At 38.1% G+C, this 19,026-nt stretch carries 21 protein-coding genes; 19 read left to right on the top strand and 2 right to left on the bottom strand.

Annotation, left to right across the window (positions count from 1 at the left end):
• Positions 1-76 precede the first annotated feature (76 nt).
• The 8 genes from AN957_RS15300 to AN957_RS15270 all read left to right on the top strand — a co-directional run bounded on the left by AN957_RS15300 (position 77) and on the right by AN957_RS15270 (position 5,441).
• Entirely contained in the window at positions 77-1,438 is a 1,362-nt protein-coding gene (locus AN957_RS15300) for a right-handed parallel beta-helix repeat-containing protein (protein ID WP_053476319.1), read from the top strand.
• Complete coding sequence (locus AN957_RS15295) at positions 1,428-1,901, top strand: nitrous oxide reductase accessory protein NosL (RefSeq protein WP_056684973.1); 474 nt, start codon at positions 1,428-1,430, stop codon at positions 1,899-1,901. The genes AN957_RS15300 and AN957_RS15295 overlap by 11 nt, the downstream gene beginning before the upstream one ends.
• Before the next feature lie 38 nt (positions 1,902-1,939).
• Entirely contained in the window at positions 1,940-2,893 is a 954-nt protein-coding gene (locus AN957_RS15290; protein ID WP_053476317.1) for an ABC transporter permease, read from the top strand.
• Position 2,894: 1 nt separating this feature from the next.
• On the top strand, positions 2,895-3,593 hold the full coding sequence (locus AN957_RS15285) for an ABC transporter ATP-binding protein (protein WP_056684970.1): 699 nt from the start codon (positions 2,895-2,897) through the stop codon (positions 3,591-3,593).
• Positions 3,594-3,714: 121 nt separating this feature from the next.
• The gene (locus AN957_RS27795) at positions 3,715-3,864 is read left to right on the top strand and encodes a hypothetical protein (protein ID WP_156319122.1); all 150 of its coding nucleotides are present in this window, start codon (positions 3,715-3,717) and stop codon (positions 3,862-3,864) included.
• Between the two features lie 32 nt (positions 3,865-3,896).
• On the top strand, positions 3,897-4,532 hold the full coding sequence (locus AN957_RS15280) for an FMN-dependent NADH-azoreductase (protein WP_053476315.1): 636 nt from the start codon (positions 3,897-3,899) through the stop codon (positions 4,530-4,532).
• 388 nt (positions 4,533-4,920) lie between these two features.
• A complete protein-coding gene (locus tag AN957_RS15275) occupies positions 4,921-5,181 on the top strand; it encodes a CGCGG family putative rSAM-modified RiPP protein (RefSeq protein ID WP_053476314.1) in 261 nt (86 codons plus the stop codon).
• On the top strand, positions 5,166-5,441 hold the full coding sequence (locus tag AN957_RS15270) for a hypothetical protein (RefSeq protein WP_053476313.1): 276 nt from the start codon (positions 5,166-5,168) through the stop codon (positions 5,439-5,441). Before AN957_RS15275 ends, AN957_RS15270 begins: the two co-directional genes overlap by 16 nt.
• A 33-nt stretch (positions 5,442-5,474) precedes the next feature.
• On the opposite strand, the gene AN957_RS15265 is transcribed toward AN957_RS15270, so the two are convergent.
• Positions 5,475-6,614: a CAP domain-containing protein gene (locus AN957_RS15265; protein ID WP_053476312.1), complete on the bottom strand. Its 1,140-nt coding sequence runs from the start codon at positions 6,612-6,614 to the stop codon at positions 5,475-5,477.
• 216 nt (positions 6,615-6,830) lie between these two features.
• On the opposite strand from AN957_RS15265, the gene speD reads away from it, so the two are divergent.
• Complete coding sequence (gene speD, locus AN957_RS15260; RefSeq protein WP_053476311.1) at positions 6,831-7,643, top strand: adenosylmethionine decarboxylase; 813 nt, start codon at positions 6,831-6,833, stop codon at positions 7,641-7,643.
• Positions 7,644-7,737: 94 nt separating this feature from the next.
• Here the strand turns inward: speD and AN957_RS15255 are convergent, their stop codons facing one another.
• Entirely contained in the window at positions 7,738-8,649 is a 912-nt protein-coding gene (locus AN957_RS15255) for a MerR family transcriptional regulator (RefSeq protein WP_053476310.1), read from the bottom strand.
• A 242-nt stretch (positions 8,650-8,891) separates the two neighbouring features.
• On the opposite strand from AN957_RS15255, the gene AN957_RS15250 reads away from it, so the two are divergent.
• The 10 genes from AN957_RS15250 (at position 8,892) to narI (ending at position 18,950) form a co-directional block, all read left to right on the top strand.
• Positions 8,892-9,551: a TetR/AcrR family transcriptional regulator gene (locus tag AN957_RS15250; protein WP_053476309.1), complete on the top strand. Its 660-nt coding sequence runs from the start codon at positions 8,892-8,894 to the stop codon at positions 9,549-9,551.
• A gap of 14 nt (positions 9,552-9,565) precedes the next feature.
• The gene (locus AN957_RS15245) at positions 9,566-10,336 is read left to right on the top strand and encodes a CPBP family intramembrane glutamic endopeptidase (RefSeq protein ID WP_053476308.1); all 771 of its coding nucleotides are present in this window, start codon (positions 9,566-9,568) and stop codon (positions 10,334-10,336) included.
• An 82-nt stretch (positions 10,337-10,418) separates the two neighbouring features.
• The gene (locus AN957_RS15240; RefSeq protein WP_056684967.1) at positions 10,419-11,147 is read left to right on the top strand and encodes an AAA family ATPase; all 729 of its coding nucleotides are present in this window, start codon (positions 10,419-10,421) and stop codon (positions 11,145-11,147) included.
• 224 nt (positions 11,148-11,371) lie between these two features.
• The gene (locus tag AN957_RS15235) at positions 11,372-11,797 is read left to right on the top strand and encodes a hemerythrin domain-containing protein (RefSeq protein WP_056684965.1); all 426 of its coding nucleotides are present in this window, start codon (positions 11,372-11,374) and stop codon (positions 11,795-11,797) included.
• 40 nt (positions 11,798-11,837) lie between these two features.
• The gene (locus tag AN957_RS15230) at positions 11,838-12,149 is read left to right on the top strand and encodes a hypothetical protein (protein WP_245637792.1); all 312 of its coding nucleotides are present in this window, start codon (positions 11,838-11,840) and stop codon (positions 12,147-12,149) included.
• Between the two features lie 14 nt (positions 12,150-12,163).
• A complete protein-coding gene (locus AN957_RS15225; RefSeq protein WP_053476304.1) occupies positions 12,164-12,460 on the top strand; it encodes a hypothetical protein in 297 nt (98 codons plus the stop codon).
• The gene (locus AN957_RS15220; protein WP_056684960.1) at positions 12,441-16,124 is read left to right on the top strand and encodes a nitrate reductase subunit alpha; all 3,684 of its coding nucleotides are present in this window, start codon (positions 12,441-12,443) and stop codon (positions 16,122-16,124) included. The genes AN957_RS15225 and AN957_RS15220 overlap by 20 nt, the downstream gene beginning before the upstream one ends.
• Positions 16,114-17,616, top strand: coding sequence for a nitrate reductase subunit beta (narH, locus tag AN957_RS15215; RefSeq protein ID WP_053476302.1), 1,503 nt, complete (start codon positions 16,114-16,116; stop codon positions 17,614-17,616). The genes AN957_RS15220 and narH overlap by 11 nt, the downstream gene beginning before the upstream one ends.
• Positions 17,613-18,215, top strand: coding sequence for a nitrate reductase molybdenum cofactor assembly chaperone (gene narJ, locus AN957_RS15210; protein WP_053476301.1), 603 nt, complete (start codon positions 17,613-17,615; stop codon positions 18,213-18,215). The genes narH and narJ overlap by 4 nt, the downstream gene beginning before the upstream one ends.
• A 42-nt stretch (positions 18,216-18,257) precedes the next feature.
• Positions 18,258-18,950 carry a respiratory nitrate reductase subunit gamma gene (gene narI, locus AN957_RS15205; protein WP_053476300.1) on the top strand — a complete coding sequence of 231 codons (693 nt, stop codon included), beginning with the start codon at positions 18,258-18,260 and terminating at the stop codon, positions 18,948-18,950.
• Positions 18,951-19,026: the final 76 nt, after the last annotated feature.

The raw sequence follows: 19,026 nt of genomic DNA, 5'->3' as shown, positions 1-19,026 counted from the left end.
TGAATGATAAAAAATAGATCAATTGGGAATGCTGCCCTTTTATATGGTGGAAATGTGCAGGGCAGGTGAAGCTCACATGTATAAGAAGATTGGAATATTTATCGTGCTCGTTTGGTTCATTTTTATTGGTAAGGCAAATGCTGAAGAAGTTTCAGTAACGGATGGGAATGAGCTGCAAGAGGCATTAGCAAATACGAGTGAAAACAGAGTCATAAAGTTAGAGGCAGGAGAGTATGTAGGAGCTTTTACGATTAGTAAACCCGTCCATTTAATTGGAGAAGAAGGGGCAAAACTGATTGGTCCTGGAAGCGGAAATGTCCTAACGATTGAAGCGGATGATGTGACAGTAGAAGGTCTTCAAATTGAAGGCAGTGGATCACAAAATGCTGGAATATATGTGAAAGGAAATCGTTCCTTTATCCATAAAAATATCATCCAAGATGTTTTCCATGGAATTTATGCTAAGGAAAGCTATGGGCATCGGATGGAGAATAATGTGATAACTAGTTTTAAAGGAAGCAGCAATCATAAAGGGTATGGGATTTATTTAGTAAAAGCACCGAATTCTGTGGCTACAAGCAACTTTATTTATGATACTCAGGATGGTATTTATGTTTCGTATTCCAATTTCTGTGAAATTAGAGGGAATCAAATGGTAAGGGCAAGGTATGGTGTACACACGATGGATTCAAGAACTGTACTCATTGCACAGAATGAGGTCAGGGAAAGTGTAAATGGGTTAATGATTATGCAGAGTAATGAAATATCCATCGTGGCTAATTCTTTCTATTTAAATACGAAGATTGATGGAGCAGGCATGTTTATCTTTGATACCTTTGATTCGAAAATCTCTTCTAATATAATGCAAGGGAACTTTAAGGGGATTTTGCTTGAAAATGCGAAGCGCAATACTTTCGAGTTTAATACCTTTATCGGAAATCACACAGGGCTGGAATTGAGAGAAGCTTCGGATGAGAATACGATTTATTTAAATAATTTTTATCATAATACAAGGCAAATCATTTCAGATCAGGAAAATACAAATCTTTTTACTCAGGATAATTACGGAAACTATTTTGATGATCATGGCTCACTTAATTTGAATAATGACGAGCTCGTTGATTATGCTTACAAAAGCGGAGATGTTTTTTATAATATGACGAGCGAGGAGCCCTATTTAAGCATTTTTTATCAAAGTCCAGCAGTGGAGCTATGGAATATGATTGAGCAGTACACACCGATGCCATCTGATTCCTTTGTTATTGATGAATCTCCGCTTGTTAAGCCTGCACCAGTTAGCTGGAATAAAGGAAATTCTGAGGAAGCGGTTATTTCAAATGCTACATTTAATGTAATGCAGATTGTCACCTTTCTTATTGTTTTAATTGGAAGTCTTTCAATTCTTTTGAAGTTGGGGAGGGGTAAGCATGAAGTGTAAAGTGTTGATGCTAATGATTGGATTTATACTTTTATTAGCAGGCTGCCAGTCGAAGGCTGCTGCACCAGTTGAAATAAAGGCAAATGAGGAATCATGTGCTGAATGTAAAATGGGTATTGAGGAGCTGAAATCAGCCGCACAAATTATTTTAGAGGATGGAAAACCACTTTTATTTGATGATATTGGCTGTATGATTAATTATCTACAGCAGAAAAGCCCTAAATATGAAGCAGCATTTATTCATGATTTCGAAACAGAGGAATGGATAGATTTTGATAAAAGTACTTTTGTCCAAGGTACGTCCATTGAAAGTCCAATGAGTTATGGAATTGCAGGATTCGAATCCGAAGAAAAAGCTTCTCAATTCCAAAAAAAACATGATTGTGATATGTATTCGAAAGAGGAGCTATTAAAAGCAGATATGAAAAGCTTTAAGTCTGGAGGTATGGAACACGGTCATTAGGTAAAGGATGATGGTCAACCGATTAGGAGGCAATGGATATGAAGCCTACATTACTATTATCAATGGTAAAGCACGAATTACAACTATTATTACGCAGTAAGTGGCTTTTAAACTTCATGATATTATTTCTATTTTTATCTGTATTACTATATTTTTACGGTTTACAATCGATTAAATCAGATCCTGTAGAAACCACATATGGATTAGAATCAGTTAATACAAATATTGAGACGATGAATGTGAATCCGGAATGGTATGGATTAAAAGAGATTAAGAAAGAGGTTAGCTCATCAGAAGAAGTGAACCAATCGGCATATAATAGATCCATTGCGATGTTAATCAATTTATCCTTATGGCTTATTCCAATCATCTGTTTAATACTAGGAGCAAATTCAATCATTGCTGATAAGGAGAGTGGCAGGTTTTCATTGTTTAAGACCTATCAGGTTTCGTATTGGCATTATATGTGTAGCAAGTTTGTTTCTTTAGTCTTATCATTATTTGTTGTAATGGGGATTTCATACGGCTCATTTGGTCTCATTCTATCTCTGATAGGTAAATCATTTGAAGGATCGATCTATCTTGTTTTTATGGCGGTTAACATGCTGCTCATCGTCGTATTTTCCGCAGCAGCTTTATTCATCGGAGCAGTCAGCAAAACAAGAATGCAAGGTTTATCCTTTGCGTTATTTTTCTGGAGTATTGTTGTATTTGTCTATGAATTTGTCATCTTTTCGATTGTCGATTGGATCCCTTATTCAATGAAGCTAGGGAGTCTATTCTCACTCATCTTACTAAACCCTGTGGAATCCATTCGTGTGTGGTCAATATCAAAATTAAATGCAGAATATGTATTTGGTCCAGAATATTTAATGATAGAAAAATGGGCAGACAATGGCATGCTAACTGGTGCTCTTTTCCTATCGATAATCATTCTACTGTTTCTAACCATTGCCTCATCCACTTATTTATTGAAAAAAAGGGGTGTTTAATATGATTTTAGAGCTGCAGAATATTTCAAAAAAATATAAAAACAAAATAGCCTTGGCCCCTGTAGATCTTACAATAAATAAAGGAGAATGCATTGTATTATGCGGCGGGAATGGTGCTGGAAAAAGTACAATGATTAAAATCTTAACAGGCATTGAAAATTCATCTACTGGCCAGGTCGTTTTTCACTCGGAAAAGAAGAAGCCATTTGCCTATATGCCTGACCAAATGAATTTTCCTCCCGAATTTACCCCTATTGAGATATTAAATTATTATGGGACATTTTTGAACACACCAAAAGTGAGAATTCAAGAAGTTCTAGTAGATGTTGGCTTATGGGAGAAACGTAATCAAAGGGTTGGAGGGTTCTCTAAAGGGATGTCTCAGCGGTTAAATTTAGCCCAATGCCTATTAGCGAATACAGATATTTATATCCTAGATGAACCGACGAACGGTTTGGATCCGTATTGGGTCATTCAATTTAAAGAAGTCATTCAAACATTGAAAAAACAGCAGAAAACGGTGATTGTTAGCAGCCATATTATGAGAGATGCCATTGAAATCGCAGATAAAGTATTAATCTTATTTAATGGAAAGGTTAAGTCATTTGGAACTTTGGACTGTATATATCGTGACCACGAGTGCAAATCGTTAGAAGAAGTATTTTTGTCCATTCATCAAAAGGAGATTAGTGCAAGTTAAAAAGCCAGAACGTCAGCATTCTGGCTTTTTTGATTTTTTTATAAAGAAAAGGGAATGATAATAGTATACCTTCTATATGGAGAAGGACATTATTTACAGAAACATTGGAGGGGGTAAAATAATGAATCAGCAGCCCTTGCATTATGATGGAAGATTTCAGCGAGACAGTAAAAATAACCATGAACTACAAAAGGAAATTCCATTCGAACTAACAGAGGAAATGAGGACAAGTATTGGGCAAAACCCATATTCAGTAAATAGCGAGGATTAGATTTAAATACATTAAGGAAGGTTGAGTGAAAGATGGCAAGAGTTCTATACATAACAGCACACCCTCATAATGAAACACAATCATATAGCATGGCAGTTGGAAAAGCATTCATTGATACTTATAAAGAAGCTAATCCGAATGATGAAATTGTGACCATTGATTTATATAAAGAGCAGATTCCACATATTGATGCAGATGTGTTCAGCGGGTGGGGGAAACTGCGTACTGGTTCAGCTTTTGACGATTTAACAGCAGAGGAGAAAGGTAAAGTGAGTCGCCTGGATGAATTAAGCAGCCAGTTTGTAGAAGGGGATAAGTATGTGTTTGTGACTCCTTTATGGAATTTTTCCTTTCCTCCAATCATGAAAGCATATTTGGACTCTGTCGCAGTAGCAGGAAAGACATTTAAATATACGGAACAAGGACCTATTGGACTACTGCCGGATAAAAAAGCCTTACATATTCAGGCTCGAGGAGGTTATTATTCAGAAGGTCCAGCTGCTGAAATGGAAATGGGCCATCGTTATATTCAAATTATAATGCAATTTTTTGGCATACCAATATTAGAAGGATTGTTCATAGAAGGACATAATGCACAACCAAATAAGGCAGAGGAAATTAAGGCAAATGCGATTGCTCGAGCCAAGGATCTAGCTCATACTTTTTAATAAAAAGAGAAAGTGATCAAACGTCTAGGTGTTGTCTAGACGTTTTTTGATTGATAGTCGTCATACGCGGTAAAGCTGGAGGAAGATGGACGATAATAGATCCTCATTTTTTTTGATAATCTGGAGATCAATTAAAATTTGGTTTAATCTTGCTCCATGGCCTTACTATCTGTTTAAGTTAATGCATATCGCTCCTTATCAACATAAATAAAATAACCAGCATTTCTTGCTCTTTCTCTGCTTATGATTTCGATTCAATCTTGTTTTTTTTGACACAATAATTCCGCCTAAAATGGATGCGATTTAATTTTTTTATATGATATGATTGGATTATCTTCATTACCACAAAAGATGAAGCAGGAAGTTATCGGCCAAGGGGGAATAATAGGTGGGGAAAAATTGGTCAATGGATCTTGAGCATAATGAATATGAAGACAATGTTGATCTAATCATTGAGGATGGGATTAAAGCAGTGCAGGAGACTGAACCAGGCTACTACGTGAATTTAGTAACCTCAGGACAATTTGGAAATCCAACTGATTATTTCGTCCCATTATTAACAGAGGTTTTTGGTGATACGATTCAGATGAAATTTATCGATCAGTGCGGATGTGGGGGGTATGTATTACGAGTATGGAAACAACATTAGCTAATATACATTCTCTAAGCCAATTTAAAAATCAACAAGTGATTATAAACTTTTACGAAGAAGATGAATTAGTTCAAAGAGAAGGTCTTTTTTTTGAATCCCTTCAAATTGTCGATTGTCTGCTTCAATTCAGCAAGGAGGGAATGATTGTTTTTGCACTTCCTTTTGATGGATTTATGTACTTCACACAACGGACTGAATTTAAGAATTTTTATTTTTTGGAAAAAGACAATAAACGAGTAGAGTTATACTTTCCCTAAAAATTTGGCTGGACCCATCCATAGCCCAGCCATTTACCTTCTGAAAAAATTCTCTGTGTAATAAGGATGTGAGTCCTCATTAAAAGCAACTCCGACACCTAAATATTGATATTCGGGACGAAGGATGTTTTCTCGATGCCCAAGTGAATTCATTAGTCCTTCATGTGCAAAAATGCTGCTGAACTGTCCAGTTGCCAAATTCTCTCCAGCAAATGTATAGAAAATATCATCCTCACTCATGCGGTCAAACGGGGATAGTCCATCAAGATTTGTATGAGAAAAGTAATTATTTTCTGCCATATCCTTGCTATGTTTCCTTGCCGTTTCTTTGACGTGTTCATCCCATCCTAATACATTCAATTGATGATTAACTCGAGCAGCATTCGTTAAGTCAAAGAGCTGATATTCAAAGCCTTCTTTTAATTGTTGACTACCGTTAGAATAAAAATTTTTTTTATTTGATTCAAGTTCTTGGGTAATAATTTGAAGAGAAGTGACAGTATTACCCTTGTGCTTATCGTAAAAAATAGTCACAAAACTTTCATCTAGAACGTACACATCATAATCACGATCGTTCTCCAGTTGAAAGTAGGTCATTCCTTTACGGATTTTGTCTAATGGATCTCCTAATTTTTCATGGACGTCGTTTTTTGTACTCCCTTGTTCAATGCCAACAGAAGAAGTAATTAAATCTTGGTTCGTATACAACCCAACAACCGTATTATTTTCATCGTATGCAATCATTAAAAAATTTTGATAATCATCATGATACGTATGCCATTCAGTTCCATATTCATTCCAAGAGGTACGCTTTGCCGTTCCGATTTCTTCCTCCACTTCAGACAGTTGTTCTCCTAGAATGATGTTATGAATCGAAAAGACTTGTTCAGTCGGGATAGATAAATTGGGTTTTTTTACTTGATTTGTTTCAGAATTATTATTTTTATTCGGACTAAGTGGTGAAGGATCTTCGTTTCCTGTTATTTCATTGACTTTTTGATAAATGCTATTTAAGGCGGCAGCAACATCTGGATGTTCGACTATGCCGCGAATTTCCGTCTTTATCGATTCCAATATAGGATAATATTCTGTTTTCTGAATCTGTTTCTCGATAAAAGGCCATGAAACAATGAAAATGAACAGCAGGACTAAAGTACGGAATAACCTTCTCAATGCTTACCCCACCTTTCTGCCATTTAATAAAATCATTTATTCCCTATATTATAAGTTTTAATAATAAAATTGAATAGCAGGACCTCTTTCCCTTTTTTTGGTTACAAATAAATTTGGCAAAATACTTATAAAGGAAAAGGCTGATTTTTATCGGTGAAATAGGGTAATATAACAATATTTAATTGAGGGAAAAACCTTTATAAGGGGGAAATACGATTGGAATTAACGCCTGAACAGCGAATTGAATTGCACGGATTTAATAACTTAACGAAATCGTTGAGCTTTAATATGTATGATATTTGTTATACAAAAACAAAAGAGGAGCGCGAAGCATACATTGAGTACATTGATGAAGAGTATAGTGCAGAAAGATTAACAAAAATACTTAACAGTGTTTCAGATATTATTGGTGCACATGTGTTAAATATTGCCCAACAGGATTATGAGCCTCAAGGTGCAAGTGTGACAATGCTTGTATCGGAAGGACCAGTTGTTGAAGTCCCAACAGAATCATACAATGAATCACCCGGACCTCTTCCAGGGTCAGTTGTCATGCAGCTTGATAAAAGTCATATTACAGTACATACGTATCCTGAATATCACCCGTCTGAAGGGATTAGTACATTTCGGGCAGATATTGACGTGTCTACATGTGGAGAGATTTCTCCACTGAAAGCTTTAAATTTTTTAATTCATTCTTTTGATACGGATATCATGACGATTGATTACCGGGTAAGGGGATTTACAAGGGATAAAGACGGGCATAAGCTTTTTATTGATCACAATATTAGTTCCATTCAAAATTATATTCCAGAAGAAGTGAAAAATGAATTTGATATGATTGATGTCAATATTTATCAATCCCATATTTTTCATACAAAATGCAGAATTCGTGACTTTGATCTCAATAATTATTTATTTGGCTATACGAAGGAAAAGCTCGATTTAGAGGAAGTAGAAGAAATTACTGAAAGATTGACTACTGAGATGGACGAAATCTTTTATGGAACGAATTTTGAATCTATATAATCCACATTATACCTGACACCCCAAGGGTGTCAGGCACCACACGTGGACATTTTCAATGACTATTATACGTTTGTGCTAGACTAGTGCCTGCAGATTATTTCCAGAACTTCCACCATGTCTCCTTCTTTTCTTCGCCTGCCGCAGCACTTCTAAAACTTAAAATCATATCTTGGAACATCACTTCACGCTGGTTGACGTCCCTCCAATACTCCTCACGTTCTCTATGAATCGTTTCCAAATAAATTTCCCGATCTGTGTTTAAAGTCTCAATAAGTGCGCTTATTTCTGTATGTGTAACCTCGGCAGAGCTAGAAATATAGTGAATCATCGTTTTAAACTCTTCTGCTGCAGCTTCTGAAGAATCCGCCACACGATGTGCAAGGTTGCGAATTTGCTCTGTCGTACCTTTTGAAGACTTTGCAATTCTTTTTGATAAAGTTACAAGCTTTTCTGAAGTATGCTCAGAAATTTTATGTATGTCCTCGGAAAGATGATCAATTTCGGCGATCGTTCTTTCGTTTGATTTATATATGGAATCTGATAGACTTTTAACTGTGTGTACTGAACCTTTGAGGATTTCTTTTTTAACCTCGTCAATTACTTCTTTACGAACCCCGTGCCGGATTTCATCACGTACATCATCGATTATTTCGTCCTTCCATGATTTCATTGCTGCTAGAAATTCGTCAATATCATTATTTGATGTGGAGGATTCCACTTTTTCTGATCGTACTGGTAATAATGTTGCTTCGGCAGTGTTGGATACCTTCTGTAATTGAAAATCCTTTTCGATAATTCCTCTGATCATGTCTTTGCTAAGACTTTTATCATAAAGCTGTTTGATTGTTTCCAGCAGACTCATTTCATCATCTGTATAATAACGTGCTCCCTGCTTAGTACGGGGAATCGCGAGCAGCCCATCAAGCTCTTTTTCCCACTGCCTTAATTTTCCAGGTGATACACTTAATTTTTTTGCTGCTTCTTTAATCGCGTATGATTTATTCATTTTGTTTTCCAGCCCTTTCTGAGAAATGAAATGTCTATATTGGATTCTTTTTTTACTAATTCAGCAAGGACCCTTCTATTTTCCTGCCTCGTGACAAAAGCTATCAAAAGAAGACGGATTTCAGCAAAAAAGAAGTATTTTGTAAAAATGACTACTCTGTCATTTATTTATTGACAATGAATAGCTTATGCCATACTATAAAAATGACAGTGATGTCATTTTTACTATAGAAGGTGATTACTATGCCAAAGGTCAACCATGAATATGTGATAAGAAAGAAAAGCAGCATTATAGAAGCTGCTTTATCTGTGTGTAAGGTTAAACCTCTATATGAAATTACGATGAAAGATATCATTAATGCATCAGGATTAAGTCAAGGTGGAATCTATCGATATTATTCGGATTTAGACGAGATACTTGTTGCAGTGATTAATCAGTCCAATTCAAATGTAGAATATACGCAAGAAATTGATGCAATCATTGATAATAGCAATTCTCCCAAAGAAACAATAGAAAATTTGTTTACTTTCCTTGGTGAATACATAAAAGAAAACTTATCAACAGTTGGTAAAATTCAATTTGAGCTCACAATCATATTTGCAAATAATCCTGAAAGACAGAAGAAAATGTTATCAAACATAACTGAAAATGAAAGCGGCCAATATTTGATCGAGCGGTTATTTAGTACAATTCATGAGGGAATTTCAAATGGGAGCTTTAAGCCAGTAGTTTCACTAGAAGACTTATTTCCGTTTATTATGACTTCTATTGATGGCATTGTAAGAGATGTGGTTTTACAAAAATGTTATGGTATGTTCCAAAATGAAGAAAAGCAACTTGACGAAATTCGTCTAATGGATACACTGTGCAAGTCCGTATTATTATTCTTAGGGTCTAAATAAGGGGAGGGTCACGTTTGGGAAAGGGGATAAGAAGGTTTCTAGTTTACACATTTGTTTCCTCATGGATACTATGGGGCAGTTTAGCCATATTAACACAGTTTAATCTGCTCAGTTTTGGAACTCCATTTTCGATGGTGTTGTTTATTCTTGGTGGTGTTACTCCAGCCATTTGTGAGATATGGCTGAAAAAGCGACATAGTTCTAAAGAAGAATTTCAATCATTTGTAAATAATATAAAAAATCCTAGACACCCATTAGGATTGTATCTATTTACCATTGGACTTGCTTTTTCAGCTTGTTTTTTGCCGACTCTTTGGGATGGAGCAACCATGGAGAACCCTTTATATCTGGCGTTGATTGAATTTCCAATTATGATTATTGGAGGCGGATTGGAAGAGATAGGCTGGCGTGGCTATTTACAGTCTGCTTTGCAAAAAAAGTGGTCGTCATTTTCTAGTACGCTCATTGTTGGATGTATTTGGGCAATCTGGCATCTGCCATTATGGTTCGTGGTTGGTTCAAATCAAATGAGTATGAACTTTCTTTGGTTCACTCTTTGTGCACTGGGATTATCTTTTCTGCTTACTGTCATTTATTTATCTTCAAATAGTATTTTTCTATGTATTATTTTTCATGCACTAATCAATTCATTCTGGGATGTATATATCCCGGTTACGAATATTCCGTCTGGATTATATACACTTTTGTTTGCCCTATTTATTTTTACCGTATTTGAAATTAATCAAAAAAGAAATAGTACAAAAGGGCATAATTTACGACTTTAATGACAATGTTTGCAAGCAATCTTTAAATCATACCTCATTATTTTTCCAATAATTTTTTCTAATTGAGGAGGTTTCTTTCATTATGTTTTTAAAAAGAATTAGCCTTTTACGTGACGAAATCCCATCCGCTAATCAGTATCCATTTTCTATCCCTTCCATCAGTAGTATCGAAGAACTTAAGTTGGATCATGCTGTTACATTTTTTGTAGGTGAAAATGGGTCTGGGAAATCAACTTTATTAGAAGCGATTGCTGATAAATGTGAATTTAATACGGCTGGTGGCGGAAGAAATAACATATATGATGTACATGCATCTGGTTCTTCTTTAACGGATTTCATACGTTTATCCTGGATGCCAAAGGTGACAAATGGCTTTTTCCTAAGAGCAGAATCCTTCTATCATTTTGCCTCCTATTTAGATGAGGTTGATTATACAGGATATAGGCAATATGGTGGAAAGTCCTTGCATGAGCAATCACATGGGGAATCTTTTTTCTCTCTATTCTTAAATCGTTTTAAAGGAAATGCTATTTATCTTTTAGATGAGCCTGAAGCAGCACTATCACCGCAAAGGCAGCTGTCCTTCCTGCGGATTATTCATGATTTAACCCGTAATGGAAATGCTCAATTTATCATTGCCAGCCATTCACCTATTCTACTAGGCTATCCGAATGCAAAAATATTTAGCTTTGATCATGGAGAGATTGCTGAAGTGGCCTATGAGGATACGGATCATTACCAGATAACAAAATACTTCTTGCAAAATCGGGAACGGTTTTTGAAGGAACTTTTTTTAGACGATGGTGAATAAGGAATCCTATGACATAGTAGTAAACAAATAGATAACTTTTATTAAGAAGATGGATGTTTCCAAACTGGAGCCATTCATCTTCTTTTTTTGCAAATTACGTCAAAAACTCATAATGTTCACAATTTAAGTCGTATTGACAAGTTTAGTAACTACTAATGTGGGGAAACTGACTAATAAATTTACTAGGACTACTAGACAGTAGTTTGGAAGGATGGAGATAGCGAATGTCAGGACCAAGTTTAAAAAAACCAGATGCCCATTCATCGATCCATGAGGCGGCATTAAATGAAGCAAAGGAATTGAGAGATATTTTTCAGCGCTGTTTGGAGGATGGGCAAAAGGAAAAAGCACTCCAAGTTGCTGAAGTGATCATTGAACATTGGGAGACACGGACACTAAAGCATGCAGAATCGGAAGAAGAGGGCTTATACAAAGAAATGGTCATGGAAAATCCTGAGTTAAAGGATTTAGTTGTTCAACTTACTCGAGATCATGACATCATGAGAAGAATTGTCCAGCAAATGAAAGAATTGCTTCAAAAACAAGAGGTTGATGGGGAGTTCACGACATTAATGGATGGCGTTATCATTGTTGATCTGGTCCATAACGAGGATGAAATGAATAAATTACTGCACAATAGCAAACACTAACGCAGGGAAATTAAGGAAATTGGTAGCGAGGAGGATGCAAATGGGAGAGTTCAAACTGCAAAAGGAAGAATCATTACGGATTGCTGCTCCGAATGTATATAGAAGGATGATAGAAACCTTTGAGAAATATAATATCCATCCGTATGATGCCCATGGAACTGTAATCAAAACGCAAGAGGGTCTAGAAATTACTTTAAGGCTTTCAAATCATTTCAATGAGATCGCGAAAACAGAAATTAGTTTTGAACAAGCACAGCGGCCTGATGAAGAACTTTCTTGCTTTTTCGAACAGGCAGCTGAAAAATGCAAGAATCAATTAATCACTGACTATTTTAAAATGATTAAGCTTTAGAAAGGGCTGGTAGCGTGTTTTCATTTGAAACAGATGCATTACTTGTAAATGATCGAGAAGACCTAATTGCTGTATTACGTATGAGATTCGGATCCCTATCTGGAGAAATCATAGAGAAAATATATGAAATAAATGAATATAGTACATTGCAACGACTCATTCTTGCGGCAGCCAATGCTGCGAATTGGGCTGTTTTTGAAGAGGAATTACTAGCTAGCAAGGACTCATTTCGCATTCTGGGAGAGGAATTTAATCCACTAAGAGATAGCTTAAAAGGAGGAGAATGCATAGATGGAGCAAAGACAAAATAAGCTCATTCAGGCACTCAGGCATTTAAAGCGCGGCGAACGAATCAATGATGGCTGGACGGAAGAAAGCCCTCGTCCTCGTAACTCAGAAGATCTCTATAGAAGGCGTTGGCAGTACGATAAAATCGTTCGCTCTACACATGGAGTAAACTGTACAGGCTCCTGCAGCTGGAGAATTCATGTCAAGGATGGAATTATTGCTTACGAAACTCAGCAAACAGACTATCCATCTACTGGTGAAAACTTTCCAGATTATGAACCCCGAGGATGTCCAAGGGGTGCAAGCTTTTCTTGGTATACGTACAGTCCGACTCGAGTAAAGCATCCATACGTACGAGGGGATCTATATGAATTGTGGAAAGAAGAATTGAAGGCAGCTGATAATCCTGTTCAGGCATGGGAGAACATTGTCACAAATCCTGAAAAGCGAAATAGATATGTGAAGGCAAGAGGGAAAGGGGGGTTTGTCCGTGGAAGCTGGAAGGAGCTTTGTCAATTAATTGCAGCGTCTACCATATATACAATCAAAAAATATGGACCTGACAGGATTGTCGGATTCAGTCCAATTCCAGCGATGTCGATGATTAGTTATTCTGGCGGAACAAGATTTCTATCACTAATTGGCGGAACGATTCTAAGTTTCTATGATTGGTATGCGGATTTGCCGCCAGCTTCTCCCCAAGTATGGGGCGATCAAACGGATGTTCCAGAGAGTGGTGATTGGTACAACACGAAATACTTCATTATCTGGGGGACAAATATCCCGCAAACGAGAACGCCAGACGCGCATTTTATGGTGGAATCCCGCTACAACGGTACGAAAGTTGTCGGAGTGAGTCCAGACTACGCTGAATACGATAAATTTGCCGATATCTGGCTGCCAGCAAAGCCTGGTACAGATGGGGCACTTGCTATGGCAATGACCCATGTCATTTTAAAGGAATTTTATGTAGATAAAGAAACACCATATTTTAATGATTATGCCAAGCAGTATACAGATCTTCCGTTTCTAGTCATTTTAGATAGGAAGGAAGGAGAATTTCGTTCCGACCGCTTTTTAAGAGCTTCCGATATTGAAACGAATCATGAGCTCGGTGAATGGAAAACAGTCGTTTGGGATGAAAAGACGAATCAAATGGTTATTCCTACAGGCAGTCAAGGCTTTCGCTGGGATAGCGGCAATAAGTGGAACCTTGATTTGAAGAGTGAAGACGGGCAAGAAATTAATCCAAAGCTTAGCTTCCTTAAAGATTCAGATCAAGTCGTCATGGTAGATTTCCCTTATTTTGCTGAAAAAGAAGGCGGAAAGGTCGGCCGAGGAGTACCTGTGAAGGTGATTACAGATCAGTTTGGCAATGAAATGACTGTTACAACTGTTTATGATTTAATGATGGCACATACAGGAATTAATCGTGGGCTTGAAGGTAATTATCCTGATGATTATAACGATCCAGATAAGCCGTATACACCCGCTTGGCAGGAGAGTATTACTGGTGTGAAGAAGGAACATGTCATTCAAGTTGCAAGAGAATTTGCCGCTAATGCCGAACAGACAAATGGAAAATCAATGATTGCGATGGGTGGCGGGACGAATCACTGGTTCCACAGTGATCAAATCTATCGTTCCATTTTAAATCTTATTTTATTGACAGGTTCTCAAGGGGTAAATGGGGGTGGCTGGGCTCATTATGTTGGACAAGAGAAGGTACGTCCAATTGAAGGCTTTTCCCAAATTGCCTTTGCAAATGATTGGGTAAAATCACCTCGGTTTATGAACGGTACATCATTTTTCTATTTTGCAACAGAGCAGTTTAGATATGAATATTTAGCTGATGGTGAGAAGAATGAGTGGGGTGGAAAATATAGCAATATGCATCCTGCTGATTTCAATGCAATGTCAGCACGGTTAGGCTGGCTGCCAAGTTTCCCACAGTGGACACAGAATTCACTAGAAGTGATGAAGGAAGCACGGGAAAAATATAAAGACGATGACCAAGCGATTATAAAGGATGTTGCTAAACAAATTTCGGATGGAAAAATAAATTATGCAATCGAAAACCCAAATGATCCACGGAACTTTCCTCACATTTTCTTTAACTGGCGCTCAAACCTTCTTGGAGACAGTGGAAAAGGACATGAATATTTTGTTAAGCATTTAATTGGTGCTGATGACTCAGTCCTGACAGATACGGAAAATTCTTGGCAGCCAGAGAAGATTAAAATTGATGAAAAGCCACCTGAAGGAAAGACCGATTTATTTATTGCAATGGATTTTCGGATGACAAGCTCGGGGCTGTTTTCCGATATTATTTTACCAGCTGCAACATGGTACGAGAAATTTGATATTAGTACGACAGACCTCCATCCATTTGTTCATCCTTTTAATGCGGCAATCTCACCGCCATGGGAAACCAAGAGCGATTGGGATGCTTTTAGAGAAATTACGAAGGAATTTTCCGAGCTTGCTAAGGTGCATCTTCCTGCACAGGAAGATCTAGTGATGTCCCCGTTGGCGCATGATACGGTCAATGAAATTGCACAGCCGATGGGTAAAGTGAAGGATTGGCGAAATGGGGAAGTGGAAGCGATTCCTGGGAAAACGATGTCAAATTTGAACATCGTCAAACGTGATTACCCTAATGTATACAATATGTGGACTACGGTCGGGCCAAATATTCGAAATGGGTACGGAACAAAAGGCGTAAAGGTGAATGGAGAGAAGGCATATCAAGAATTATTAAATCGTCTTGGTGTTTCTAAGCGTGAGGGGGTTGGCAAAGGACATCCAGATCTTTATTCGGATAAACAAGCAATTAATGCTATTCTCCTCATGTCAGGTGCCACAAATGGAAAAAGAGCTGTTGAAGGCTGGAAGTCCATGGAGGAAAAGACTGGGAAAAAGCTTGGTCATATCTCAGAGGCGCGTGAAGAGGAAGATTATACTTTAGATGCCTTAAGTGTTCAGCCTCTTCAAACGATATCAACCCCGGTTTGGAGCGGACTAGAAAATGATAATCGACGCTATTCACCGTTTACAGTGAATAAGGAATACAATATTCCTTGGCATACACTGACAGGCCGCCAAAGCTTTTATATTGATCATGAAGTGATGCTGGATTATGGCGAAGGGCTTCCATTATATTTGCCACCTGTAAATTTATCGCCATTTTTAAAAGGGGAAAAAGAAGTGGAGAACAAAGGGAAATCCTTAACACTCCGCTACATGACGCCACACCAAAAATGGGGCATTCATACAATGTTTACTGATACAAATCAAATGGTTCAGCTATTCCGCGGCTGGCAGGTTGTATGGCTAAATGAAAAGGACGCTGCTTCCGCAGGAATTAAAGACAATGATTGGATTGAAGTATATAACCGAAATGGTGTCGTAGCAGCAAGGGCAATCCTAACATACCGTCTTCCACGCGGTGTTGCCTACATGTATCATGCGCAGGATCGAACGATGGGAGTACCCGGAAACACGATCAACAAAAAACGCGGAGGTACTCATAATAGTGTGACACGAATTAATCCGAAGGCGACACATATGATTGGCGGGTATTCCCAGCTAAGCTATGGATTTAACTACTATGGCCCGACGGGAAGCAACCGAGACACAATGACCGTGATCCGTCCGTTGAAGGAGGTCGATTGGCTTGAGAATTAAAGCTCAAGTAGCGATGGTGATGCACCTGGATAAATGTATTGGCTGTCATACTTGTTCAGTGACATGCAAGAACACATGGACAAACCGCCCTGGCATGGAATATGTCTGGTATAACAATGTGGAAACTCGCCCAGGACCAGGCTACCCGAAGGAATGGGAAAATACAGACCGCTACAAAGGCGGATGGACGTTAAGAAATGGACAGCTGCATTTACGCGCAGGCGGACCTGTATCAAAGCTAGCAAATATTTTCTACAATCCGAATATGGCAACGATCGATGATTTTTACGAGCCATGGACATATGACTTTGAGCATCTTCATAAAGCTCCCAAAAAGGAGAATTTACCAGTTGCACGTCCTAAGTCAATGATTACCGGTAAATATATCGATAAGCCAGAATGGGGATCAAATTGGGATGATGACCTCGCAGGCGGCAGTGAAATTGTGCCGATGGATCCAAATGTGCAAAAGCTGCAGGAACATATTGCGATGGAATATGAGAAAACATTCATGATGTATTTGCCGCGGATATGCGAGCATTGCTTGAATCCATCCTGTGTTGCTTCTTGTCCATCGGGGGCGCTTTATAAAAGAGATGAAGACGGGATTGTCCTTGTAGATCAAGATGCTTGCCGAGGGTGGCGATTCTGCATGAACGGCTGCCCGTATCATAAGGTGTACTACAATTGGAATACACATAAAGCAGAGAAATGTAATTTCTGTTATCCAAGAACTGAAGCGGGGCTTCCGACAGTTTGTTCAGAAACATGTGTGGGACGGATTCGTTATATAGGTGTTGTGCTATATGATGCGGATCGTGTAAAGGAAGCGGCATCTGTTGAAGATCCTAAGGATTTATATGAGGCACAACTATCAGTTTTCCTCGATCCTAATGATCCAGATGTGATTGAAAAAGCGCGTGAAGCAGGCATTAATGAGAGTTGGATCAAAAGTGCGCAGGAGTCACCAATTTATAAAATGGCCATGAAGTGGAAGATTGCTTTGCCGCTCCATCCTGAATATCGCACACTCCCAATGGTTTGGTACGTTCCGCCGCTTAGTCCAATTATGAATCATATTACAAATGAGCAAGATTTAAGCATGGATGGCTATATTCCTGCGGTAGATGATATGAGGATTCCGATGGAATATTTAGCTTCGTTATTATCAGCTGATGATACGAGTGTTATTCGCAGGGTTCTGCTAAAGATGGCTGCGATGCGCGTTCATATGCGAGCGAAAACGGTCGGAGGTATGGATGAAATGAAGGCGAGCAAGCTGCTTCAGGAAGCTGGAACAACTATGGAAGAATTAGAAGATATGGCACGTTTACTAGGCGTAGCAAAATACAATGAACGGTTCGTTATTCCGACTGGAAGACGTGAAATGGATGATAACTTACATTATCGTCAAGGAGCATGCAGTATCGAAGGGTTAGCGCCTGCTGAAGGCATGGTGACGTATCCGTATGAAAGAAGTGATCTTGGATGAAAGAAGAACTAGCAGAAATACTTGTTGTTACTTCACGCTTCCTGGATTATCCTGATCAACAGTTTTATCAGGAATGTTCAAGCTTGGATACTTACTTAAATACTTTCATCACTGCTGAAGAAATGCAAAAGGAAATGTATCAGCGGTTAAAACCACTTTTTTCCTTAGGATTAAAGGATTTACAGGAACTCTATGTGGAGACCTTTGATTATAAGGAGAAAACGGGATTGTATTTAACAGCTCAAGAATTAGGTGATAGCAGAAGACGCGGGGATGCGTTAATTCGCTTACAAAAATTAATTGCTGATTTAGGATTTGAAAAGGTAGGAATAGAATTGACGGACTATATTCCGATGCTGATGGAGCTACTGGCTGTAGCTCCTGAAAACGAGGAAATTCGCCACTTAAAACGGAGACTTGCTTATGCGATCCATCGAATCTTTTCACAGGTTTCAAGCAGCAACCCATACTTTCAAATTTTTGATTCATTAATGACTCATGTCTTTGAGGCACCGAGTTCAGAAGAGATTGCTCGATTGCTCAACGAACGGGAGGAAGCCGATTTAGATGAACTGCCTTACCCGATGCTCTATCGCTAATCGCTGTAATCATATGAATGAAATCTATTAAGGAGGACAGACATGGGATTTTTTTGGTGGGGGATTTTTCCTTATATTGTCGGTACGATTTTAGTCGTTGCTTCTGTTTATCGCTTTGTCTTTCGCGGGACAAGCTGGCATGCACCATCTACAGAAATTTTTGAAAAAAAATGGTTAAGGATCGGTTCATTGCTTTTTCATTGGGGAATACTCTTAGCCTTTATAGGGCATGTAATGGGAGTTTTGATCCCGATTGAATTTTATGAGTCAATTGGTGTGACTGACCATCTTTATCATTTTGGAGCAATTGCAGGTGGAGGAATTGCGGGTCTAATGGTTGTTATTGGTTTGATTATCCTGCTGATTCGTAAGTTTTCAAACCCAAGAGTGAAAGTGCATGCATCATTTGCTGACTATTTTACAGTAATCTGGCTAATTGTCGTTGCTGGTTTAGGTACGTATATGACTCTTGTTTATAATACGACGGTTGTGGCATATGAATATCGGGTAACAATTGGTCCTTGGTTCAGAAGCCTATTTACCCTCCAGCCTGAGTATGAGCTGATGACTGGAGTACCATTATTGTTCCAATTACATGTGTTATCGTCATTCATCTTATTTGCAGCTATTCCTTTTACACAGCTGATCCATATGTTTAGTTTTCCGGGCCGTTATCCTGCTCGTGCACCACAGCAGTATCGGGCACGTGACGGATATAAGAACAGCCGTCCGTAAAAAAATCACTTTCCGTTTTGGAAAGTGATTTTTTTTAATGCTTTTTATTAAATTGAGAGCAACTGCGAAGTTTTAT

Source organism: Cytobacillus solani (assembly GCF_001420595.1).
Taxonomy (GTDB): Bacteria; Bacillota; Bacilli; order Bacillales; family Cytobacillaceae; genus Cytobacillus; species Cytobacillus solani.
Note: the sequence above shows the minus strand (reverse complement) of the source record. Positions and strands in the feature narration are given on the sequence as shown.